The organism is Proteiniphilum saccharofermentans, from assembly GCF_900095135.1.
GTDB classification, from domain to species: Bacteria; Bacteroidota; Bacteroidia; order Bacteroidales; family Dysgonomonadaceae; genus Proteiniphilum; species Proteiniphilum saccharofermentans.
Genome location: NZ_LT605205.1, coordinates 1,249,114 through 1,273,123 on the forward strand (window position 1 = coordinate 1,249,114; position 24,010 = coordinate 1,273,123).

General features: G+C 45.4%; 21 protein-coding genes. 5 read left to right on the forward strand and 16 right to left on the reverse strand.

Annotated features, from left to right (window positions below):
• Positions 1–7 precede the first annotated feature (7 nt).
• The 14 genes from PSM36_RS04810 to PSM36_RS04875 form a co-directional block, all read right to left on the reverse strand.
• Complete coding sequence (locus tag PSM36_RS04810; RefSeq protein WP_019537780.1) at positions 8–1,372, reverse strand: fimbrial protein; 1,365 nt, start codon at positions 1,370–1,372, stop codon at positions 8–10.
• Positions 1,373–1,496: 124 nt separating this feature from the next.
• On the reverse strand, positions 1,497–3,956 hold the full coding sequence (locus PSM36_RS04815) for a Calx-beta domain-containing protein (RefSeq protein ID WP_019537779.1): 2,460 nt from the start codon (positions 3,954–3,956) through the stop codon (positions 1,497–1,499).
• Positions 3,957–3,969: 13 nt separating this feature from the next.
• A complete protein-coding gene (locus PSM36_RS04820; protein WP_052319797.1) occupies positions 3,970–5,865 on the reverse strand; it encodes an OmpA family protein in 1,896 nt (631 codons plus the stop codon).
• 9 nt (positions 5,866–5,874) lie between these two features.
• Positions 5,875–6,480, reverse strand: coding sequence for a DUF3575 domain-containing protein (locus PSM36_RS04825; protein ID WP_019537777.1), 606 nt, complete (start codon positions 6,478–6,480; stop codon positions 5,875–5,877).
• A 33-nt stretch (positions 6,481–6,513) separates the two neighbouring features.
• Complete coding sequence (locus PSM36_RS04830) at positions 6,514–7,479, reverse strand: hypothetical protein (RefSeq protein WP_019537776.1); 966 nt, start codon at positions 7,477–7,479, stop codon at positions 6,514–6,516.
• A 143-nt stretch (positions 7,480–7,622) separates the two neighbouring features.
• Complete coding sequence (locus PSM36_RS04835; RefSeq protein ID WP_139224121.1) at positions 7,623–8,921, reverse strand: FimB/Mfa2 family fimbrial subunit; 1,299 nt, start codon at positions 8,919–8,921, stop codon at positions 7,623–7,625.
• Between the two features lie 132 nt (positions 8,922–9,053).
• A complete protein-coding gene (locus PSM36_RS04840; RefSeq protein WP_019537774.1) occupies positions 9,054–9,431 on the reverse strand; it encodes an HU family DNA-binding protein in 378 nt (125 codons plus the stop codon).
• Positions 9,432–9,997: 566 nt separating this feature from the next.
• The gene (locus tag PSM36_RS04845) at positions 9,998–11,806 is read right to left on the reverse strand and encodes a hybrid sensor histidine kinase/response regulator transcription factor (RefSeq protein ID WP_076929340.1); all 1,809 of its coding nucleotides are present in this window, start codon (positions 11,804–11,806) and stop codon (positions 9,998–10,000) included.
• A gap of 32 nt (positions 11,807–11,838) precedes the next feature.
• Positions 11,839–12,858, reverse strand: coding sequence for a PstS family phosphate ABC transporter substrate-binding protein (locus PSM36_RS04850; protein ID WP_019537772.1), 1,020 nt, complete (start codon positions 12,856–12,858; stop codon positions 11,839–11,841).
• Complete coding sequence (locus PSM36_RS04855; RefSeq protein WP_019537771.1) at positions 12,855–13,067, reverse strand: hypothetical protein; 213 nt, start codon at positions 13,065–13,067, stop codon at positions 12,855–12,857. The genes PSM36_RS04850 and PSM36_RS04855 overlap by 4 nt, the downstream gene beginning before the upstream one ends.
• Before the next feature lie 47 nt (positions 13,068–13,114).
• Positions 13,115–13,951, reverse strand: a complete 837-nt coding sequence (locus PSM36_RS04860) for an energy transducer TonB (protein ID WP_019537770.1) — start codon at positions 13,949–13,951, stop codon at positions 13,115–13,117.
• Between the two features lie 13 nt (positions 13,952–13,964).
• Positions 13,965–14,648: an ExbD/TolR family protein gene (locus PSM36_RS04865; protein WP_019537769.1), complete on the reverse strand. Its 684-nt coding sequence runs from the start codon at positions 14,646–14,648 to the stop codon at positions 13,965–13,967.
• Between the two features lie 17 nt (positions 14,649–14,665).
• Positions 14,666–15,268 (reverse strand): ExbD/TolR family protein, encoded by a 603-nt coding sequence (locus tag PSM36_RS04870; RefSeq protein WP_019537768.1) that lies wholly within the window; start codon positions 15,266–15,268, stop codon positions 14,666–14,668.
• 42 nt (positions 15,269–15,310) lie between these two features.
• Positions 15,311–16,117, reverse strand: a complete 807-nt coding sequence (locus PSM36_RS04875; RefSeq protein WP_019537767.1) for a MotA/TolQ/ExbB proton channel family protein — start codon at positions 16,115–16,117, stop codon at positions 15,311–15,313.
• Between the two features lie 370 nt (positions 16,118–16,487).
• Here PSM36_RS04875 and PSM36_RS04880 point away from each other — a divergent pair, with 370 nt between their 5' ends.
• The 3 genes from PSM36_RS04880 (at position 16,488) to PSM36_RS04890 (ending at position 18,798) form a co-directional block, all read left to right on the forward strand.
• Entirely contained in the window at positions 16,488–17,648 is a 1,161-nt protein-coding gene (locus tag PSM36_RS04880; protein ID WP_019537766.1) for a TlpA disulfide reductase family protein, read from the forward strand.
• Positions 17,649–17,790: 142 nt separating this feature from the next.
• The gene (greA, locus tag PSM36_RS04885; RefSeq protein ID WP_019537765.1) at positions 17,791–18,261 is read left to right on the forward strand and encodes a transcription elongation factor GreA; all 471 of its coding nucleotides are present in this window, start codon (positions 17,791–17,793) and stop codon (positions 18,259–18,261) included.
• 147 nt (positions 18,262–18,408) lie between these two features.
• A complete protein-coding gene (locus PSM36_RS04890; RefSeq protein ID WP_019537764.1) occupies positions 18,409–18,798 on the forward strand; it encodes an HIT family protein in 390 nt (129 codons plus the stop codon).
• A gap of 91 nt (positions 18,799–18,889) precedes the next feature.
• Here PSM36_RS04890 and coaA read toward each other — a convergent pair whose 3' ends face one another.
• On the reverse strand, positions 18,890–19,840 hold the full coding sequence (gene coaA / locus PSM36_RS04895) for a type I pantothenate kinase (RefSeq protein WP_019537763.1): 951 nt from the start codon (positions 19,838–19,840) through the stop codon (positions 18,890–18,892).
• A gap of 129 nt (positions 19,841–19,969) precedes the next feature.
• Positions 19,970–21,865 carry a molecular chaperone HtpG gene (gene htpG / locus PSM36_RS04900; RefSeq protein WP_019537762.1) on the reverse strand — a complete coding sequence of 632 codons (1,896 nt, stop codon included), beginning with the start codon at positions 21,863–21,865 and terminating at the stop codon, positions 19,970–19,972.
• Between the two features lie 501 nt (positions 21,866–22,366).
• Here htpG and PSM36_RS04905 point away from each other — a divergent pair.
• Together PSM36_RS04905 and PSM36_RS04910 are read left to right on the forward strand one after the other, a co-directional pair.
• The gene (locus PSM36_RS04905; RefSeq protein WP_019537761.1) at positions 22,367–22,885 is read left to right on the forward strand and encodes an RNA polymerase sigma factor; all 519 of its coding nucleotides are present in this window, start codon (positions 22,367–22,369) and stop codon (positions 22,883–22,885) included.
• A gap of 126 nt (positions 22,886–23,011) precedes the next feature.
• On the forward strand, positions 23,012–23,953 hold the full coding sequence (locus tag PSM36_RS04910; protein ID WP_076929343.1) for a calcium/sodium antiporter: 942 nt from the start codon (positions 23,012–23,014) through the stop codon (positions 23,951–23,953).
• Positions 23,954–24,010 lie beyond the last annotated feature (57 nt).

The following is a 24,010-nucleotide window of genomic DNA, read 5'->3' on the forward strand; positions in this document are numbered from 1 at the left end:
TCCTGAATTATTTATATATGTCGCCGGTCCATGGGAACAGGTTTGGCCCGACTGTTTCCTCTATTTCCATTACTCCATCCGTATCTTGCGACGAAAGAAAACCCGTCGCACGAAGCGCGCCAATTCCTGCCGATCTCGGATAATCGCCCACGTAACTTCCCAACCCTTTTATCGTTACTTTGATGCCATACTGGTTGTTCCGCTTGATAAAGTTATGATTGGCAGACCCTGCTCCTGCACGGTTGACAGTCACCACGTAATAGGCTTTCTTTACCTCCAATTCACTATCCTGCGTGTTCTTGTACTGGTATTTCACACCAATCACAAAACCGGTAGGGTATGTGTTGCTTTGGCTGTTCTCAAAGGCATAGAACCACAGAGGCACCTGATTATTTTCTATATCGTACTCCGGAAAATTGACAGGCTTACTGAGGTAGTCGGCATAGGTACTTTCGCCAGAAATATTGGAGAGTTTACCCTTCAGAAAATTATATCCAGGGATATTCCCGTGCACGAAAGAACCGTCCGGCCCTGTGAACCCGGTTTCTCCCGGGAAATAGGTGGAAGAAGTTTTTGCATTTATCATGAAAACGGTATCCACATACTGGTTGTAATCAGTTGTCTTGATCCCGTCAAATGTCAATTCTGCCGGGAGTTCGAACGCTATTTTCTGGATGGCCACCCTTGCCACAAGGCGTACCAGTTCAACGGGTTTCCCCTCGTTGAGAGGTGTTGCGCCTTCAGGCAGTTCTTCTTCAGTGTAACCCAGATATTGCTTTTCGCCTCCTTCGATAGTCAACCCAATAAACGATTGGGACATCACAAGATTGGTATAGCGATCCACCGGATCCTCACCCCCTATTGGGGTATCGCCGGATGATTCACCTTCCTGAAAGCCATATACTTTCTGGGCACTCAGATCCTCGAGTTTCGCCTTGAAAGAGGTCCGGTCGGTAACACCACTAAAATGCCCGTCCGGGGCATTGGCGATGATATAGATATCCCGTACGCCGGGAGTAAGCTCGATTTCCTTTATTTCTTCTAATTCCTTGTAATCTTCCCTATCCTGGGCGTCTTGCGTGTCTTTCAGTTCCCGATTGATGAATTTGCTTCCATCCAATTCATCGCTCCCGCTTTTGAAAACCAGTACTGCCAGGCTGTAGATCTTGCTTTCGCTTTCTACGTCAATTTCAGTCCCTCTTACTCCGTTTTCAGCCCTTGTTTGCGCAGAATGAAAAGAGATGGATAGCGAAACTCTATCCGTCGGCTTGAGGTCATCCGGTCCGTTTCCATCGGTGCAGGAGGGCATGAGCGCTGAGGCGGTAAACAGGCCGAAAAGCAGATATATGATATATTTACCGGGTTGTTTCATTATTGCAATACGTTTTGGTTTCAAAAAAATAAAATAGTCATATAGAACACGAGCGTACCGATAAAAATAAGTGGGGGCTCCCTCTGTGGGAGGCGCCCCACTCGTTTTGCTCTACCTCTTTGATTTATTCAATAATCGAAAATTCGGCGGATGCCATTTTCGGTGCTACAATGATATCAGGCGCATTGTCGGGTTTGGTGATGGAATCGATCCCTATCACAATTTTCTTCACACCCGAACTCTCCTGATTGAACAACACGATACCGTCCAGATTGATCGCACTGCGGTTCCCGTCACCCAATACCCTTAAATTATGCATATTGGTAAGGACGAAGTCTTTTCCTTCCCCAGCCGTTGTTTGGGGCAGGATAGAACATGCAATGCCGATATCTCCTCCTGTCGTATTGGTCAGGGGGTGCCCGTCGGATGCCCGCAGGAGGGCGAGTTTGAAAAATCCCGAAACGATATTGTTCATACGTCCGTGGTCTCCCAACGAGGTAATGCCGATGGTGGCCGGCTGGTCGATGATCATTCCCCGGCAACTGAGCACAGTTCCTTCAAACCCTATTGTTACATTATTGATCGTGAGTATATTGTTGAAATCAACTACTACCGATTTGGGTAATTCGTACCGGGTATCGATAAGCGTGTTTACATGGAACGAGCCGCTGGAAGCGCCTTTCCCGATGACAAGCCTCGGGGCGACGCCCATGTCGAAGTCTAGTTTGTCGGCTGTACCTTTCCCGTAATTACCTTCAATGATGATATCCGACCCGGTTGCATTGATCAGTTTTTGGCCGTTGGTTTTGAATATTCCCAATTCATATACCACATCCTTTTGTCCTTCCAGTCCGTTCTGCGTGTTTATCTGTTTTATCACAGCTTCCTGGTCTTCTATCGTGGCTACGCCGACCGGCTTTACCAAATAGCTATGTTCTACATTGGCCAAGTTCAATTCGAACATCTTTTGTCCTTCAAACAGGTTGTTGGTCTTGATGGGCACTTCAATATCCTGTTTGGTCATATAGCGTCCTGCGCCGTCGCTTGCAGGGATAAAGGAGAGGCTTCCCTTTACCGGGCTGTAATGGTCCTTTTGGTTTGCCGTCCCGTCTTTCGTGAAATATTCCACGCGTACCGGCATTGGTGCGCCCTGGTCTGAAGTGGGATAGCCCGTGAGGGTCACGCTGAACAGCGCGGTGATATATCCATCAACAGGTTTATTGATCTTTATATCGGATACATATAACCCGTGGCTTAATTTGACGAGCCTGTTCTTTACCCCTTTAAAGAGAATATCTCCGTTGGAAACAAATATGACCTCTTCGAAGGTGGTCTTACCTTCTTCCGTGGCATGACGGTCGAATAATAACTCGCCTGACGGTGATAACATGCAAAGCCGTCCCGAAAGGCTTTCGGCCAGAAAGATGCCGTTGGATGTGAAATGTACTTCATCGAAGTTCCCGTCCGTGGATTTCTGGTATGTCTGCCGTCCGTCTTTCGACAGGCCGGTGATGGTGCCTCTTCCGGTTGCGTTGTCGAAGCTCGCGATTACCGATTCTCCCGTAACGGCATTGATCCCCATACCGGAAATAGAACCGGAAACGATGTATTTCTGCAGTTCCGTACCGTCGTTACGTAAAAGGGAATAGTAACTTTTGCCGTCGCCACCGTTGCCTCCTACCAATAAGTTGCCGTTGTTTGTCATAAACAGGTGGTCGATCGTGGTATTGGATGAGGAAGGAACGATCTCCTTGTTGAATACGATATCCCCTTCCGGCCGTATCTTGATGACACGCCCACCGCTCACATAGCTGTTCCCGATAAGAAAGAGGAAATCATCCTGGGTTGTGATCATCCTGTTGACCGCAAGCCCTTCTTCGGGGAATTTGGTGACGAAAACCACTTTCCCTTTGCTGTCGAGGCTTGCAACCGAAGAGACCGTGCTTTCGGCGGAGGTGAATACGGCATGCACATATTCGGTCATACTGCCCAGCACTTCAAACCCGATGCACGGGCCGCTCTCTTCAGAAACATATTTATAGATTGACTGGCCTGTCGTATCGACCTTGGTCAGCATCCCCAGACGTACGCCTGCGGCATTTGGTTCATAGCCGCCTAAAATAAGGTTCCCGTCTTTGAGCTGGCCTCCACAAAAGAACTCACTGCCGTTGCTCCCAGCGTACACATCATTCAGGACGGTACCGGTATTGTCTACAATGACCGCTCTTCCGCAGATATTCTTTTCGGTCCTGCGGGATGTCCAATCCTGCGACTGTCCGATAATAAGCAATTTATTGTCGCCGATATGGTAAACATTGTTTACGATGGTAAACCTTTTGGGAAGCGCCTGGGAAAATAAAACCTCACCGTCTCTCTTCACCCATGTGACGGTCGTTTGCCGGTCGCTGTTCCCGACAAGCGCTACTTCCCCCTGCGAAACAGGACAGGTATGTTGATACTCCATATCATTGCCGTACGTTCTGTCGTAAACAATCGGCATGTATTGCGCCCGGGCATTTCCGCAGAGAAACAGAAACAGGATTGCCGAAAACGCTACTCTGATCACATTCTTTTTGTAGTTCATCGCTTTTTTCTTTTTATTTGATTGTTGCTATTATATCTACACGTCTTGCTTCTTTGGTCAGCCACACCGGTTTTTTCAATGCGATTGACAGAGGGATATTATCGAAAGTTTCCCCCTCTTCTTTCTTTAAATCGTCCAACAGGGGTATCATGCCTTTTCCTACAGTCTTCAGGTCGACATTGATCCCGGCTGAATTCAGGTAAGCGGCGACTGTGTTTGCCCTTTTTTCCGACAATTCCACATTGTATTTCTCTTCCCCGAACTCATCGGCATACCCTTCCATTAGAAGAGAGTCTATACGGCTGGTGTCCACATGGGCAATCCAGTCGTTGAGTTGTACCAGCGCCCTGTTGTTCAGTTCAAAAGAGTCAAAATCGAAGAACAGGCTTAGCGCAAGCTCTGAAATGGTATGCCTGGGCAATACCTCCACGCGGGGAGCGGCCGAAGGCAGGTTGTTGGTCGGGAGATTGATCAGATTGCTTAAAATCAACTTACTATCCGACATTGCGGACGATGAGGTTGAGGTCCCGAAATTGATGTTCCGCTCAAAATAATAGATGTCATCTTTGTTCGCAGGATTGCGATCTGAAATAATATAACCGCTGTTTTCATCGATCCTGAGCATGTTGAAATCGTTGAAAACCGTATTGACCGGATAGCTGAAATGCATTAAACTGCCTACGGTAACCTTTCCGTCCATATATTCTATGGCGTAGAGGTCATATCCTCCGAATCCGGTGTGGCCGTTAGAGGCGAAAATGAGTGAATTCTCAAAAAATGAGGGTGTAATTTCATCTCCTGCGGTATTCACGTGGGCTCCCAGGTTTACCGGCAATCCCCAGTCGTTTTTTTCTTCATCCCAGTGGATAACGTAAATGTCGTATCCTCCGTATCCTCCCGGCATATCGGAGGCGAACAGGAACGATTGGTCGTTATTGAACAGGAACGGGTGCGAATAAGAATGTTTTTCGCCGCCGGGGAAGAGTTCCGTAAACGATGACCATCCCTTGCGCCTGGTATTGTAGCGTGAGGAATAGAGTTTTGTCTGAAAGGTGTTAATTCCCTCATCGGTGATAGCGATACTTCCCCCTTTTTCGTAACGAACGCCGGTGATGATCATGCTCGCCAGGTCGTTCGACAGAGAAAGCGCGCCGTTTTGCATGGCCTGGGGGATCCTGTCCAACAGTGAGTTTTCACCTCTTTTCCCTGTTTCCGGACCGCCTGACGCTTTGGAGCCCAACGGGAAATACCGGGTGCGATGGTAAAACTTTTTGTGGGGATCATGGAAGCGGCTGTTGCTGGTCGCATAGAAATATTCGCCATTCACTTCGCCGACCCAGAATTCGGAGTTGGCCGTATTTATTTCTTCCAGCGCTTCCACATTGAATTCGGGTGCGCCGATAGGCAGGAATCCTTCTTCGTAATCGAACGCATGTAAAATATTCTGGAAACGCCGGTCGGAATGATACGCGTCGCGATAAGCGTATTTCCTGGCTACTCCGATCGCTTTCATTTTTTGTCCGGAAAAGCGCAAGGCATCCAGATAATTGCATACATCGGACGTGTCGAACAGATCGTCGTTTAATGCCATGGCGGCATCGTAGTGAGGTATTGCCGATACATACTCGAGCAGGGTCAGGTATAGGCGGGCCGTTTTCAGGTGCAATTTTGCCGAATAGTCCGGGCTCAGTATATTGTCTTTGAATGCCGTCTCATAGATCTGCATGGCTTTGTCGAAATCCTGCCGGGCGAATCCGCGGTCGGCTTTGGCTTCAATGCCACGGGCTCTCCGGTCTCCCTCTGCCGCCATTCTTTCGTCCTGCGACAGAACCTTGGCGGTGAAAATGACCATAAGGAGGACCACTAAGACAGCGTTACTGACGGATATTGTTCTATAATAGTTAGACATACGGCTTCTTTACTTAAAAATATTATAAATAATATGTACTCCGGCCTTGGTAGGGCCGACGTAGCCTCTTGTCTTTTTTATTTCAAGGGGAAAATTGGCGTATTCACCACCCAATTGGTACTTATCATATTGAAGATGCGCGTAACCCGCTCCTATGTTCACATCGAGCCTGAACCGGGCGGACAGGTAGAACTTGTATCCGCAGGTAATCCCGCTCGATACGCCCCATCCCTTATGGCGGTAGTTGGTTTTGCTTTCATCCTTTCTTTTCAACCCAATATTGAAATTGCCCGCCATAGCATAAGGACCGACATAAAATCCATCCCACAGGTCGTTCGTATAGTAATACCTGGGATTGATGTAATACCTGAAATCGACGCTTCCTATCAATGCCCGGAAAACTTCTTCGTTTTTCTTGAACATGTAAGGAGCCCATAAGACGTCGGCATTGACGGTCATTTGCCGTCCTACCGACCACTCAAAGCCTATATTGGGATTACCTGTCAGGGTGAGCGGGATGTTGGTTTTGATGGCTTGCGCACGGATAGTTTGACCGGCTAAAACCGGAAGAAGAAAAAGCCCCGATAATATAGCGTATCGTAAAAAATGTTTCATCTCCAAGTATATGTTTATTTAGTTATTTGTTGTTTAAATCCCCATGCCTCCATCGCCATGCTCTATTCCAGGATCCCATTGTTCGGGACCGTCTATTTCCAATACCACGGTGCTGACTCCGTCAGTTCCTATATATATAGTTTGATTCATGTGGAGTGTTTCCGAAACGCCTAAGGGGAACGCATGTATAGAATTCCCGTCGTGGTCGATGAAATCCATCCACAGAGTGATGCTACTGCCTTCCTCTTCATCGTTCAGCGAGGGAAAAAAGTAGCCGTCTATGCCGAAATCATATCTTTCCAGATATCCTTCCAGCGGATTTTCGTAGGGGATGCATTCCATCATCACTTTATCCGACGGGGTATATCTGCCCGAACGCGTATGGATCGAATCGGTCAATAAGGCAAGGTTCTGGTAGGTGCCTACTCCGGTCGCTTCGATCTTTATGCTGCTTATATTATTATACGTCAATAGGGGATTGATATCCGTCAATTTTTCGAATGCTATGCAAATTCTTCCGCTATAACGTTTGTTGAAAAGGACGGTATCTGTTTTTATTGGCGCCGGATATTCGATTTCCGAATTGATGACATTTACTGAAAACTCGGTAAGGGAACCGGGATAGTGGTACTCGCCGTTATCGGATTCCGGCAGGCCGAATACAGCGCTCCGGTAAGATTCCACATCATTGAAACTGAGACCCTCTGTGTCGGCAAAACAATAACTCAAATACGATCCCGGGTACAGCCTGAAATTGAAATATCCCATTTTCATCCGGGGATTCTCCTGAAAGGGGAAACAGGCTGTCTTTTGTTTCTCCAGCATTTCTTTATAAATATAGATATGTATATCCTCTATCCTGTAGTCATCGGTTCTCAGTTCGGCGCATGCCTTGGGGGCATATATCATATAATTGGTCTCATCTTCGAAATAGTCGAAGGTACACGATGCGAAGAAAATAAGGCTGGTTATGAGGATGATCCCTTTTATCGTATTCATTCCTAATGTTTTATTTAGAGACAGACCAGGGCTTGGTGAAATCCTTTTCCCCCGCACGGTAGCCACCTGCGCGGTGGCGGGCTGGGCAGAGGAAAAGGCTGATTGTTAATTGTCGCTGCTTTTTATCGCTTCCGATAAAAAGATCAGATATCCATATTGGTATCTTCGATGATAGGATTCCATTCTTCGGGAGCGCCAATTTCGATAGTAAGGCCACCTTGTTCAGTCGGTCCATCGGGGAATTCGAGATACCCTGCCGATTTCAGCGTTAAATTGACTTCACGGATCACATTCCTGGTAAATGGGTCATTTATTTTTGCCCACCAAAATACACGTTGCGGTTTGGAAGCTCTTTTGCCATCGGCGTATGTGTAAGTCTCGCCTTCCTCAAGGTCAACCCAGGCAGAGATAATGATGAAATATTCTTTGTCCGTTATGTCCGTACTTTCGCCTCTACCTGCTACATTCGGGAAAATACGGATGTCATTCCAACGGGTGAACAGACCATCGATTATCTTAGGAGTACCATCGCCATTCGACTTGTACCCTTCCTGAGGATCGGCATCCATATAAGTCTTATCCCCGGTAGCGGCCACAAGTATCCTTGTGGTATCCGACTCGGCCGACATGCCGTTTGCCAAACTGAAATATTTGGGCAGGCACTGTACAACAATAAAACTGCTATCGGTGTCGAAATCAACCTTTTCCCTGTTGGCTTTATAGAAAGCCACTTCTTCAGGTGTTCCATCAAGTACGGTGGTGATATCGAAACGGGTGCGCATCAATGATATCTCTCGTTTGAGTGCCCCGGGCTTCACGTCCGCCGTCTGCCCTCCTTTAATACTTACTGGCACGTCAATAACCGTAAATATCTCTGATGGCTTTTCATATCCCTTTCGATCAGTAAAACCCACAAGGGTATCAGGCAGGTAGGGCAACTGTTTTTCTTTCAAATCCACAAGAAGGTCGCCGATTTTTGTGGCCTGATTGATATTACTACTGTTAAATTCGGTTCCCCAGGTTTGTCCCCCGTTAATTGACGTTGTCACGTTGTCTTTGCTGTTACTGGCATTGGCAATCAAAGCCAGCTTATAGTCTCCTAATGGGATGTTGGGGATATCGAAAACCCGCCCATCATTTGCTTCCGGATTTGTAGCATCGCCCGGTATCAGGGTTTTGGTAAATGTGATTGCCCCGTCCTCTTTATACAGGAACAGCTGTATCTGGTTCACATTGGCCCAACTGACCGTGGGAATCGCGGTCGATGAAGCGGCTCTGGTTGTCGCTTGCGCATTGGGTGTGACGCTTTCCCCTCCGAAGGAGATCGTCGCCCTCAACGTTCCTGTCTCCTTTGTTTCCTCATTGCCCGGCACATCATTGTTGTTGCAGGCCGTAAATAACAATATGGTTATTGTTATCAGACTAAAATAGATTTTTTTCATTTTGTAGTGATGAATTTAATTTAAAATATTGAACCTCTATGTATTAAAAGTGTGTAGTACTCCATAATTTGTAGGAAGTTCCGGATGAAATACCTCTTATCTCCTTAGTATGACATTTTGAATCGGCTTTTCTTATTCCGTCCTTTCGTATTGCACGTTCAACAGGGTACGTTTTAACTCGGGAGAGGGCGTAAATATTATACGTACGTTCTCAATGTTTTCTTTTGAGAATTTTTCAGGAGTATCTACACCTTCACTGGAGAGCGAAAGCCGTAATGTGCCGAGATCGCTCAGATTCACACTGTACCCTTTCGTTAAATAACGAGGAATTTCATCCCCCATCTTCTCTATCACATTCATTACCACGCTTCGCGTAAGGGGCGACCTGGCGGCGATATCCTTGCTCAACTGGTAGTTGTTTACCGTACCCACTTTTACAGGGCTGGCGTACCACTTGCGTTGTACTTTCGGTTCAAGCGGATTGGGCTTTTGAATTAGTTTGTACTTCATAGATCTCTTTATTTATGTAATTTGTTGTCAGATATAATCATTACCAGACCCGGACGAAAAAAATCCAGATTGGAAGTGCTTCTTTGATTACTCTTCATTTGTCTTTTTATTTTTAATAAATGTCTTAAAAATATTAAAAAATAAGATGCTCAAATCCCGAATAGATTGCATAATAATGGCCTCCTATTTTAACTTATGTTTCATTTTTGTTAAGTTAAAACCGGTTTTTTCTGTACTCAGACCGTTTTCCCCGGCTATCCACATAGTTTTTTTGTATGTTTCGAATGTTGGGGGGCAAAATTTACTCTTGACCCGCGCCTTGATAATTCAATGGCAAACTTACATTTTTATATAGCTTATTGTTAGGATTAATTTTGTTAAATATAGGACGGAATGCGCTTTAACATTTAATGTTTATAGCATGATTTGCGCATTTATTTAATATAATATATTGATATTTAACTGTATGTTTGTGCTATCTTCCCTTTTGTTTGAAAAAAACGTTTTAAGCGATAAAAATCTTTTTTGTCTGTTTTTTATAATAAATGTGAATGTTTATTGATGCATTAATTTTGAGGCAAACGTTTGAATTGGGAGGGGGTAACTCCGATATGCCTTTTGAATACCCGGGAGAAATAATTCACATCGTAGATGCCGCATTCCGTCGCTACTTCTCCGATGGTCTTGTTTTGCGTGGAAAGGAGTTTCCTGGCGTGGTTCAGCTTCACCTGCAGGATGTAAACCGAGGAAGAATATCCTGTGGCGGCGTTCAGTTTCCTATTCAGTTGGGAAACACTGATGGCCAGTTCCTGCGCCAATTTCACGGAAGTGAAGTCCGGATTCTTCATTTCCCGGTGGATGATATCGGTAACATGGATCAGGAAGTCTGAATTGATATTGTCGCACGATGCTGCTTTCTCCTCTTTCAGCACGGTCCTGCGGTATTTCTCCCTTAACAGTTGACGATTCTCCAATAAATTTTCCACACGTACCTGTAACTCTTCCAGATGAAAAGGCTTTCGGATATAACTGTCGGCGCCGCTTTTTAACCCTTCGATCAGATCGGATTCCCTGTTTTTTGCGGAGATAATGATAACGGGGATATGGTTGAGCAGCGGCGACGCCTTCATCTCTTTGCATAATTCAATACCGCTTTTTTTCGGCATGACTGCATCGGTAATCACGATATCGGGGAGTTGTTTATTCAGAATATTCCATGCTTTTTCCCCGTTTGAGGCATAAATTATGTTGTATTGCTCCTGATGGAACATGGATCGGATATAGAGTGCAGTATCCTTATTGTCTTCCACCAATAAGATGGTAGGACGGGGATCATTTTCATTGGCTTCGGGTGTGATAAGTTCCTTGTGTTCCGTCTTTACCGGGGGCTTCACAATGGCCATGGTCGCAGGAGTATCCTTTTCGGGTTTCCAGTGGGGGAATAGCTGCTTTTCGTTTCTCCGGACAGGCATTTCAACCGTAAATGTCGTCCCTTTCCCTTCTTCACTCTCCACACGGATGGTTCCGCCTGAGATTTCCGTCAGCTGTTTGGCAATGGCGAGTCCTATTCCTTCGCCGGCGGGCGTTTCCGTGCCCACGTTCGGGCGTGTGTAATGCAGTTTAAAGATATGGGGCAGCATCTCCTTACTGATCCCTTTTCCATGATCGACCACTTTGATGATTACCTTTTTCCGGTCTTTTTTGTTCCTTTCCAGAATAAGATAGATACGGCTACCCTCGTCGCTGTACTTGACGGCGTTAGAGAGAAGGTTGTGCAGTATCTTATTGAGATAATCGGGTACAAAATCAGTCTGGATCTCCTTTTCATCGCTGAAGAAGTACAGGTCGATCTCCTTCTGTCCGGCATAGAGACGGAAGGTTTCCGATACCATCTCAACAAAAGCGACGATATTGCCGGTTTTCCATTCTTCTGTCTTTTCGGCCGCATACAGATTGGCCACATCGAGCAACTGGTTGACCATCTCGGAGAGATACCTCCCTTGTCGCTCAATTGCATTAAGATAGGTGAGCGAGTTGTTGTTGGAGAAATCTTTCTGCTCCTGGAGCTGTTTGCTTAATCCGAGGATAATGGTGAGCGGAGCACGGAACTCATGGGTGATCTTCTTGAAAATATCGTTGTGCCGCTGCTCTGTTTGTTGCAGCATGCGGTTACTCTTTATCCGTTCAAAAAAACGTAGCAATATCATTGTGATGACCAACAGTAGGAGCGCCCCGATATATAAGCCTGTTCTTTCTGAATAAGTCTCAAAAGGAAATATGCTTAATGTGGGCAGGGTAATGGCCGCAGCCGGAACCTGGAATAATAAAGAGTTATCCGGCAATATACCGGATAAATGAAAGAAAAATAGATCCATAGCGCATGTTTACCGCTATTTAGTCGCGGATTTTAGTCTTGTGTTACCTGAATTAATCTGATTGGCCGGTTTGCGGGCAGGATGCCCGATTTCAATATGATCCGTTGTCCCCGGTCACCGGCAATAAAGTTAAAGAATCCGGACGGTAAGCCGCCGGTAGCATCCGTGATGATAATATATATATCGCGGATCAACGGGTAACCGCCTGACGGGAATTCAAGCGGGGATTCCCGGTGCGCCAATTCCAGCGCCAGCTGGTAAGGATAGGGCTTATGGCTGTTGCCGGGAGTAGCCTGCGCCGAACCGCTCACGGATACGACGTTCACGTTATCGATAAAACTGAGGTTTGTGGTATCGACAGGATTGGCGATCCAGTTCACACCCACAAATCCCAGCGCGTCCGGGTGCGAAGCGACATATTCGATCACTTTGTCATGTGAGTGTACCCGGGTTATATCGACTGACGAACTGTCTGACGACAACGCCTTCACATTCTTTCCGAAGGGACGGTTGTCGCAAAACGAGTCCTGTATGTAGCGGACCATACCCGAATAAGGGGTGTCGAACATTACGGTCAGAGAATCTAATGGGGAATCCGGATTTATCTGTTTCCAGCTCTTGATCTTACCTGTCAAGATATCCCTTATATCGTTGATCGTCAAAAGAGTGTCTTTGTTCTCTTTGTGGGTGACCAGGGCAATAGCATCAATCGCGATTTTCTGGCTGCGTACCCGCTGTTTCCGTTCCTTGAGGATGGCTTGCTCCTGCTCCGTTAACAAACGGGTCCCAATGACCAGCCGGATGCTGTCTTGCATCAGCAAATCATACGCATTCCATTCGGAAGTATAAACGGGGATGATCGTAGCATCACTGTTCAGCGACTCAAACACATTGATCCCTGCCTCAATAATGGGAGCAAAACTCTCGTCTACCGCTATCTGGGCAATGCCTGACGTCGGCGTATCGGATCTGCTATTCTTTTGATAGCAAGATGATAGAATAAGCGTACCGGTAATTAAGAATAATAGAAGTGCCGGTTTTATGCGATTCATTGCTCTTTCCATAACCTGTAACCTCTTAATATCCCATAAGCTGTAAAGATTACTCCAAATGCAATCCTTATCCCTGCAGGAATGCTTCCCCGGAACAAAGGGGTAAAGACCAATAAATAAGCAACCGATACATAGACGATGACCATCATTATGCCCCGGACCAGTGAAAAGCCTCTCTTAAAATTACCGGACTGTTTCCTGTTTTGCATTATTTTGTTCTTTACCCTTTGATCAATTTTGAACAGACAATGAAAAGCTAACTATGCAGCCTGAATTCTACCGGAAGGGTAAAATAGACCGCAACCGCTTTCCCTTTCTGTTTCCCCGGGATCCATTTCGGCATTGCCTGTACTACCCTGACCGCTTCACTGTCAAGCGAAGTATCAACGCCGCGAAAGATCTGGATATTCGATATGTCCCCGGTCTTGGAGACCACGAATTTTACGATTACCTTGCCCTGGATACCGTTCTCCTGGGCCATGACCGGATATCTGATATTTTCTGACAAAAATTTACTTAAAGCTTCCAGTCCGCCCGGAAAGGAGGGCGCCTGCTCTGCAAATTCAAGCGGTTTATCATCTTGGATCTTTTCCTCCACTACCACTTTGGTCTGTCGCAAGTCGCTGATATCGATCCCGTGCTGCTCATCCGTACCCATGACATCCGCGATGGAAATCTGGAGGGTGGAAGACTTCAATTCTTCCTGGGTTTTCATAAAATCATTGTCCGTTACTTCTTCGTCTTTGGCGATCACGGGCGGTACGAACTGGATGGTCGACTTCATCGGAGGGGGTGGGGGAGCATCTTCCTGTTTGATAATGCTTTCCTCGGGAACCTGCTCTTCAATCGGGAGTACCGACAACTCGACCGTTTCTTCCATGGGGCCGAGGTCTTTTTTTGTCAAGTCCTCCACCACCCCGTACAGTCGGGGCAGCATGGCGACGATAGCCGTAATGACCAATACAACAAAAAATGCGTAGGCGTACCTTTTGGAGGAAGTCTGGCGCAGCCTGTACGCCCCGTACCGTTTGTTCCTCCCCTCGAATACCAGGTCGCACCATTCCTGAGAGTTTAAGTTTATGAATTTATCCATATCGTGTCTTTTTTTATTGGTTGCTGGGCGCTAAATTCGCGTCGCCGAATGCCCCCTGGGTCCTGTAGTTCTCCACAAGGAAAAGGTCCCCTTCGGTCACATCCACGATGGCGTATTTCCCGACGCTGCATATCTGCATCTCGTCCAGCGCGTCCACCAAGTTCTTGTAGTTGGACGTCTCCATCGGCTTGATGATCACCGTGAGCGCGTCCACATCGCCTTTTATCTCCTTTGAGCGTTCGCGGAACTCCTCTTCCGTCATCCTGTTTCCCTTTTCCGCCCGTTCGAGTTTCAGGTCGCGAATCTTGGTCACCGCATCCGCGTTCCTTTCCAGCAGGATGCTCCTGAGCCCTTCATTGGAGGTGTTGGACGAATAGGTGGTTTCCTTCAGGACCGTATAATCGCTGTAGGCGCTCTCGTTGAGCTTCCCGAAGTAATAATATACCTTGTCGTCTTCCCCCAACAAAAGGGTGACCGCCTTCGATTCCTTCACCTTTGGCGCCTCTTCGTCCTCCACTTTCTGGTCGGAGGGCATCGCTATCTCCATCACCTGCGGTTTTGAAAGCGTGGTGACGAGCATGAAGAACGTGATTAGCAACATGTTCATGTCCACCATGGGGGTGAAATCGACCCGTAGGGTCTCCTGTTTGGGTTTTCCTTTCTTTACTTCTCCCCCGCCTGTATCAATACTTGCCATATCTTTTCAAATAAAAGTTAAAACCCTTCCGGCGCGCCCCTGAGGACGGTCACCAGGCTGTAACGGTTGGCCTTTATCTTCACCAGGTCCTTCATCACGCCCTCCACGAGGGGGTAGGGGGTGGTCTGGTCGGCCTTTATCGTTATCTTCATTTCACTGTCTATTTCCCTTGCCTTCCGTACCCAGTTGATGAACTGGTTGTCGGTGCTGTCGTTTGGAATGCCGTACTCCCTCATGGCCGCGTCCTGTTCCGCGAAAGGCAGGTCCAGGAAAGCCGGCAGGCGGTTCATCGGGACCCCGATATAAGGCTGTTCCAGGAAAGCCTTCTTCTGCCTGTCGTCCAGCGCCACGCCATATTCTGCCGACATCTTCTCCAGTGCCTCGAGGCGTACCTCGGGGCGGTCGATGTTCACGAATACCTTTCCCCGCAGGTCCACCAGTATATTGATCACGTTGTAATCCGGGACCTTTATCTCCATCACGGAAGCCGGGGCGGTGACCCTTACCGGTTCCAGGGGGAGGAAGGTTGAAGTAAGCATGAAGAACGTGAGCAGGAGCACCGTCACATCGCTCATGGCGGTCATGTCGATATAGACGCTATGTTTCTTTACTTTAGCCATTGTTGTTTTTTTAATTACTTAACCCGAAATAAAACAGCCATGTTATTTAATCAAGCCCCCGTGGGTTTTGACGAACGACTGTCCTATGGCGAATCCTATTTCATCGATTGCATTGGTCATTTGTTGGATCCTTCCCGAGAAATAGGTGTAGGTGATGATTGCCAGGGCGCCGGTACCGATACCCAGTGCGGTGTTCATCAGTGCTTCCGAGATACCGACGGCCAGGGCAGTTGAGTCGGGCGCGCCCTCGTGTCCCATCGCCGAGAAGGCCCTGATCATCCCCAATACGGTACCGAACAGGCCGAAGAGCGTCCCCAGCGTGGAAATGGCTGCGATGATGTTGAGGTTCTTCTCGAGGTATGGCAACTCGAGGGTGGTGGCCTCGTCGATCTCCTTCTGGATGAGTTCGGCCTTGTCGGCGTTGGTGATGTTGGGGATGTCTTCCACGTCCTTGTAGCGTACCAGTCCTTCCCTCACGATATTGGCGATGGAGCCTTTCTGATCGTCACAGAGTTCGGTTGCCCCATTGATATCTCCCTTGTCGATCAATTTCTTTGCCTGTAATACGAACCGTTCGTTCTTGTCCTTTCCGCTGGCCCTGTTCATTGCAAACAAACGCTCGATGGAGAGGGTCAGTACGGTTAATAACAGGGTGATGACCAGGGGAATTACATAACCTCCCTGGTAAAGGATACCGAACACGTCCCCTTGCAGCGGATGGCCTTTGTCGTCGAAATGGCTTGGATGACCACACACCCAGAAGAAGAAAACCGAAGCGATAATCGCACTTCCAAGGATAATTAAACCGGCTGAAACTCCTTTACTTTTTGATTGTCTTTTTGTCTCCATAATGCAATTCAATTTAGTTTTAGTTTTGATTGTGAATTTAGTTTATATTTAATAGTTCAGTCATGCGCATTGCCTGTGGACACTACAAAGAGCCCCCTGACTGTGGAGGCGGGTAGTTTAAATATATAGTTTCATTGAAATACGCGTCAAAATCGAGTACAATGATAAGACTTTTTTTTGCATTTATTCCATAGTTTTTTTATGTTAAAAAATCATATCATATCGCTGACAGGTCGGAGAGAAATAATTTAACTAATATTAACTATGTTGGACTGGTCAATTATTAAACACTTAAAATAATAATTTATCCGAATCATGCCGGTTTAAAAAGAAAATCACGTAAATTTGCTGCGAATTTTTGGAAATATATATGAAGAATTTATTGAGAAAATGGCTACCGGTCTTGTTGGTCGGTGCAGTACTTTTCTCCTGTAAACAGGGAGAGACATTTAAAGTGACAGGGAATATCGGATCTGCGGAAGGAGATACATTGTATCTGGAACATCGGGCCCTGGCGGGTGTCAGAGCGCTTGATTCCACAGTCTTGAAAAAAGACGGGGCTTTTGCTTTCAAGCAATCCGCTCCCGAAAATCCGGAATTCTATCAATTACGTATCGGGAAGCGGATTGCCGCTTTTGCCGTGGATTCCACAGAGACGCTCCGTATCAGTGCTAATGCGTCGGATTGGTATAATTCTTTTACTGTAGAGGACTCGCCTACCAATGACCAGATGAAAGAGGTAGACCTCCTTACCAGATCGGCTGCTCGTAAGATTGACGAGTTGGAGAAGAACCACAAATCCGGATTAATTGATGAAATGGCTTTTATCGAACAACTGGATAGTGCATTGCAGGACTATAAGAGAGAGGTGTCACGGTTGATCCTTGGAAATCCTTCTGGTGCGACGGCTTATTATGCGGTTTTCCAAAAAATAAATAATTACCTGATTTTTGATCCCTATAACAGGCAGGATTATGCGATGTTCGGTGCTGTAGCTACTTCATGGAACCGTTATTATCCTGATACAGAAAGAACAAAACATCTGTATGAGTTTACTATGAATGCATTGAAGACAAGGAGGCTGCAGGAACAACAGGCGAAACTGTTAGAGAACATACCGGTGGAAGAGGGGGCGGGTTTACCCGATATAGTCTTGTCAGGAGTGGACGGACGTAAAATGGCGTTGTCATCGCTTACCGGGAAGGTAGTATTACTCGACTTTGTGGTGTATGGTGCCGATTTCTCTCCGAAGCACAATATGGATCTGAATAATCTATATGCCCGTTATCAATCGAGAGGGTTTGAAATATATCAGATATCGTTCGATTCGGATGAACATTTCTGGAAAACATCGGCCGCCAACCTCCCCTGGCTTACCGTCAGAGATTCGCGATCGGTTAACTCCACATTATTAGCCACTTATAATGTGCGGCAGATACCGACGGCGTTCCTTATTAACCGTGAAGGAGACATTGTAGCCCGGATCGAGAACTATGCCCAGTTGACCGGCGAGTTGGATAAGGTGTTGTAAAACATACCTGAAAATTTTGCATAATTGGAATAAAGCATTACTTTTGTAAAAGTATAAACATGGAAAAAAGGGGTTCCGGTCTTGTAGTAAAGGCCGGAATTCTTTTTCTTTACGTCGAGTTTAAAGTATAAAAAAAGAGACTATGGCTGTAACGTATATGACCGAAGAAGGTCTTCGGAAATTGAAAGAAGAATTGATAGAGTTGGAATCTGTGCAGAGACCTGAAATATCTCGCCAGATTGCTGAAGCAAGAGACAAGGGTGACTTGTCGGAAAATGCGGAATATGATGCGGCGAAAGAGGCGCAAGGGATGCTGGAAGCGAAGATTTCCCAGTTGAAAAACCTTATCGCAAATGCCCGCCTTATCGATGAGAGTGCTATTGGTACGGATGAAGTGCAGATTATGAACAAGGTGACGATCAGGAATCTGCAAACGAAAAAGTTGATGACCTATATGCTCGTATCGGAAAGCGAAGCTGATCTGAAGAACGGTAAAATTGCTGTCAGTACTCCTATTGCCCAGGGTTTAATGGGTAAGAAAGTAGGCGATATAGCCGAAATAAAAGTACCCTCAGGCACGATGACGTTTGAGGTCGTTGAAATATCGGTTTGAATAGAACCAGGATTCAAGAACCAAGACTAGGGATAGTGGATTTTTGATTTTTCACTTTGTGCAATCTGCTCCCGCTCGGCAAATCCAAACAAGTTTGTTTTTGCACTTGTTTACTCGCAGATTTCACTTTTAATTTTTCACTAAAAGATGACTATTTTCAGCAGAATTATCGCAGGTGAGATCCCCTCTTACAAGATCGCCGAAAACGACCGGTTTTATGCCTTTCTCGATATCCGTCCGATGTCGAAAGGGCATACCTTAGTTGTTCCAAAGCAGGAGATTGATTATCTCTTTGATCTGGACGATACCCTTTTGGGTGATATGGCTGTTTTTGCCAAAAAAGTGGCAAAGGCGATAGAGAATGCGGTTTCCTGTAAAAGGGTAGGGATGATGGTAATCGGCCTGGAAGTGCCTCACGCGCATATTCACCTGATTCCTATCCAAAAAGAGGGTGATATGAGCCTTGCCAATCCGAAGTTGCAACTGTCGGCAGAGGAATTCGAAGAAATTGCAGAAAAGATCCGCAAAGCATTTTGATCTGAAACGTAAATTTACACTACAATAATATAAGATGGGCTTCCCCGGAGGTTCATCTTTTTAGTTTCTAATATTTCGGATGTGAGTTGTTTTATATTTTCCTGATACGGACACCTCTGACAAAATGACATTCTCCCTTCTCAAGAATGAGGTCGGCCCGGAAACGGGTTGGAAGAATATTTTGCAGCAGATTGGGTAAGTTGATCTCATCCCATACCTCGTTGGCAAATTTCAGCAATTTTTTTTCCGAATAAGAAGCATATTGATGAAAATAGGAATCCGGATCCTGAAAGGCAGTCTGTTGTAGTTTTTTAAATCGTTCGATATACCATTCCCGCAAATCTTTCTCGCTCGCATCCACATAAATAGAGAAATCGAAGAAATCGGAGACAAAGACTCTCTTCCGTATTTTTTTGCCGGGTGAGACTTGCAGCACGTTGATCCCTTCCACGATAAGGATATCAGGCCGTTCAATGATTTGCATCTGTCCCTTGATCACATCATAATAGAGATGCGAATAGACAGGTATCTCAAATATGTCACGTCCCGATTTTACACTTGCAAGGAATGCCAACAATTGTTTGGCATCATAACTCTCAGGGAATCCTTTTTTGTTCAGCAGCCCCCGTTTCTGCAATTCATCATTGGAATACAGGAATCCGTCGGTAGTAATCAATTCTACTTTTGGCTGCTCAGGCGTCATCGAGAGCAGTTTCTGTAATACCCGGGCAGTGGTGCTTTTCCCGACTGCCACACTTCCGGCAATACCGATAATATAGGGGATAGGTTTACTTTTATTGGAGAAAAACTGATCCCGTTCATTGTGCAGATTGCGATAGTGGGTGAGATGGATCTGGAGTAGCCGGATCAAAGGAATATAGATATCTTCGACTTCTTTGAGGGTAAGTGGCTCATTGAGCGCCTGCAGTTTAGTGAGATCAATATCGGAAACAGGAAACATAGGGTGTTCCTCTAACTTACTCCACTCCTCACGGGTGAAGGAACGAAAAGGGGAAAAGGTCACCTCGTAGGCTTTGTTCATTGCACAACTTTTTGCTGCAAAGATAAAGTAAAAACCGGTAAACAGTAGTTGTTTACCGGTTTTTTACTCGATTGATCTCTGACTATGACTGGGAGACTGGGGAGACGAGGTGAAATGGAGATAACTGATTTAAATCATTTCGAAACTTCTTTTCACGAAGTTATTCAATGCTTCCCCTTTGAGCATCCCGTTGGAGAGCAGGGCCAGGTCGATTAACTGCTTTAAACGCTTGTCGGATGCCACTTTTGCGATAAGCGCTTCTTTATCCTTATGCTCACTCTCATTGATAAGTTCTTTGACGAACGGATGCTGCACATTCAGTACAATCTGGTATGTGTCGGGCATTTCACCATAGAAAGCCATTTGTTGCTGCATGGCAGCCATCTCTTTCATTCTTCTGGAGAATTCGTTTTGGGTGATTTGAATCGGTCGGGTAGTTTCTCCAAGCGCTTTGAAATCGACGCTGAATTCCGTTTTTTCCATAACCGGGAGTTGTGATTTCACTGCCTCCGACACATTTTCTTTCTGTTGGTCGGTCAATTCCACTTTTGCAGTCTCTTCTTTCTCGATGATATGTTCAATAGTGTCGCTGTCCACTCTCACAAACCGGGTCTTGTCGGATTTTTGTTCCAGAAGTCCCATCCAGTGAGTGTCGAGTTGTCCGTCCATCAGAAGTACATCATAACCCTTCTCTTTCGCTGCCTCGATGTGGCTGTATTGCTCCTGTCTGTCGTTTGCATAGAGGTAGACAAGGTTTCCATTCTTGTCGGTTTGGGCCGATTCGATTAGCGTTTTGTATTCTTCTGAAGTGAAATATTTGCCCTCCATATTTTTCAACAAGGCAAATTTGAGAGCTCTGTCACAGAATTTTTCGTCGGAAAGCATTCCGTATTCAATAAACAGTTTCAGACTGTCCCACTTCTCTTCATACCGGGTACGCTCTTTTTTGAACAGTTCTTCCAGCTTATCGGCCACTTTTTTGGTGATGTGGTTCGATATTTTCTTCACGTTTTGGTCGCTTTGCAGATAGGAGCGGGAGACGTTCAGCGGGATATCGGGCGAATCGATTACACCGTGCAGCAATGTAAGAAATTCAGGCACTATGCCTTCCACTGAGTCGGTCACAAAAACCTGATTGCTGTAAAGCTGTATCTTATTGCGTTGCAGATCGAGGTTATTCTTTATTTTCGGGAAATAGAGGATACCGGTGAGATGGAAAGGATAATCCACGTTCAAATGGATCCAGAACATGGGCTCGTCGCTTATGGAGAATGGATATAGCTCGCGGTAGAATTTCAGGTAATCTTCCTCTTTTAATCCTGCCGGCTTCTGTCGCCATAGCGGATTGGTGTCATTGACAACATTATCTTCTTCCGTATCTACATATTTACCCTCTTTCCATTCCTGTTTCTTTCCGAAAACGATCGGCACAGCAAGGAATCTGCAATATTTTTTGAGTAATGATTCAATCTTATCCTTTTCTAAAAATTCCTTGTTGTCTTCATCTATATGGAGAATGATGTCGGTACCGCGATCCTCTTTGGTAGTCTCTTCCATCGTGAATTCCGGCGTGCCGTCGCAAGACCATTTCACGGCTTGTGCATCCTCTTTATAAGATTTGGTGATAATCTCCACTTTTTTGGATACCATAAAGGAAGAGTAGAATCCTAAACCGAAATGGCCGATAATGGCGTTTGCATTCTCTTTGTATTTATCCAGAAAATCATTGGCGGAGGAGAGTGCTATCTGATTGATGTACTTATCCACCTCTTCGGCGGTCATCCCGATACCACGGTCGGATACGGTAAGCGTTTTATTTTTCTTGTCAATGGAGATATGTACCGATAGATCTCCCAGCTCACCTTTAAAATCACCCACATCGGCTAAGGTTTTCATTTTCTGTGTGGCATCCACTGCGTTCGATACGATCTCACGGATAAAAATCTCATGATCGCTGTAGAGAAACTTCTTGATAATGGGGAAAATATTGTCAGTTGTTACCCCTATCTGTCCTTTTTGTACCATATATATATAAATTAAAAAATTAAGAATTAAGAATGAAAAATTAGCTCCTCACTCTCCATTCTTCATTATTCACTTTTCATTCTTCATTTTTCAATACAAATTGTATGCCATAAAGCCCGATTGGCAGGGTCGGGGAATTGGAATTTTTCTTTCTTTCCCGATAATTAACCAGTTGTGTTAAACCGGGGGATTAACATATGGAATATTTGCTTGTCATCTGAAAAAATTATTTAGAATCGGTCTAAAAAAATCCATGGCTTTAAATCTATTGTAATCATTTATTCAATGATTTAAGACATAAATTTTTTTTATCAGTTATCGAGGGTTTTAGGTATGTTTTTTTTGATGTTTATTTGTCTGTTTATCAGTATATTTTTAGCGATTCTTTATTTGTTAACACTAATTAATCGTTTTTGGGTGCATAAAGGGAGTAGTTTTTAAATATATCTCTTTATATTTGCAAGGACAACGATCATTTAACACAACTAAAGCACATCGCTTATGAAAACAAAGATTTCTTTCGAAAAACAGCTATTGGGGCTGCAGGACAACATGTTCAACTTCGCATTGACATTGACAGCCGACAGGGAAGAAGCTAAAGATCTGTTGCAGGAAACAACTCTTCGTGTACTGGATAACAAGGAAAAATATTATGAGAATGTCAATTTTAAAGGATGGGTTTTCACCATCATGCATAATATTTTCGTGAATAATTATCGTAAGATCGTCAGGAGCCAGACTATCATTGACAAGACAGAGAATCTGTATCATCTGAATTTACCGCAGGATTCCGGTTTTGACACGCCTGACGGAGCTTATACGATCAAAGAGATCAACAAGGCGATCAATAGTTTTACCGATGAATATAAGGTGCCTTTCTCAATGCACGTTTCGGGATACAAGTATGAAGAGATCGCGAAACATCTTGGGTTGCCGATCGGTACTGTAAAGAGTAGAATATTTTTCGCCAGAAAACGGCTTCAGGAGTTACTCAAGGATTTTAGATTTTATTCTGAATAATTGGAAGAGTAAAGAATAAAGAGTAAAGACCCCTTTTATACAAAGGGGTTTTTTTATGGGTAGACAGGATATTTTGGGAGAACAGGCTATATTTGTACCATATTTGAGAAAAAGATAGATTAGATTATGGAGATTGTTTGGTTATTGGTTTCGCTGGTGATTTTGTATTTTGGCGCGGAAGGTTTGGTTTCCGGAGCATCATCGTTGGCAAAACGTATCGGTATCAGTCCGTTGGTGATCGGGCTGACCATTGTTTCGATAGGTACCAGTGCACCGGAACTGGTAGTGAGTGTGAAGGCTGCTATGAACGGGCAAAGCGCACTCTCTATCGGCAATGTGCTGGGTTCTAATTTTTTTAATATAGGGATTATTCTGGGATTATCGGCTCTTATCTACCCCTTGGCAGTAAAAAGGCAACTGTTAAAGCTGGATGTACCTGTAATGGTGATGGTATCAGTGTTATTTTTCCTGTTATTTCTCGACTCCAGGATTTCCGGGATTGAGGCATTGGTTTTTATTCTTCTTTTTGTCTCTTATACGGGATATCTCCTGATCTCTTCAAAAAAGAAAACCCATGAAGCAAAGGATCGTGGTGAAGAAGACGAGATACGTTTGAGTAAGCACTGGATGCTGGATGTGCTGTTTATCGGGGTGGGTTTAGCCGGTTTGGTATATGGTTCCGACCTTTTAGTGGAAAATGCGGTCATTATCGCCGGGCGGCTGGGGATGTCGGAAGCAATGATAGGGCTCACTATTGTGGCGGCAGGAACCAGTATGCCGGAGTTGGCTACTTCGGTGGTAGCAGCCATCAAGAAGCGGGCTGATATAGCGATAGGTAACGTGGTGGGATCAAATATCTTCAATATTTTGTTGATCCTGGGTGTGGCGGGGTTAATCCAGCCGATTAGTGCGCCCGATATCAATTATGTCGACAGCCTCTTTGTGATTGGGATCAGCCTGTTATTATGGATTTTCATGAAGCAAGGCACTCGTATCACCCGATGGCAGGGAGCTGCTTTTATCCTGTTTTACCTGGTCTATTTTTCCATCAAACTCACCACGATGTAAAGATGAAAAAAACAGCGTATCCGAAGAGGCTTCCGTGCCGATCGAATACGCTGATGT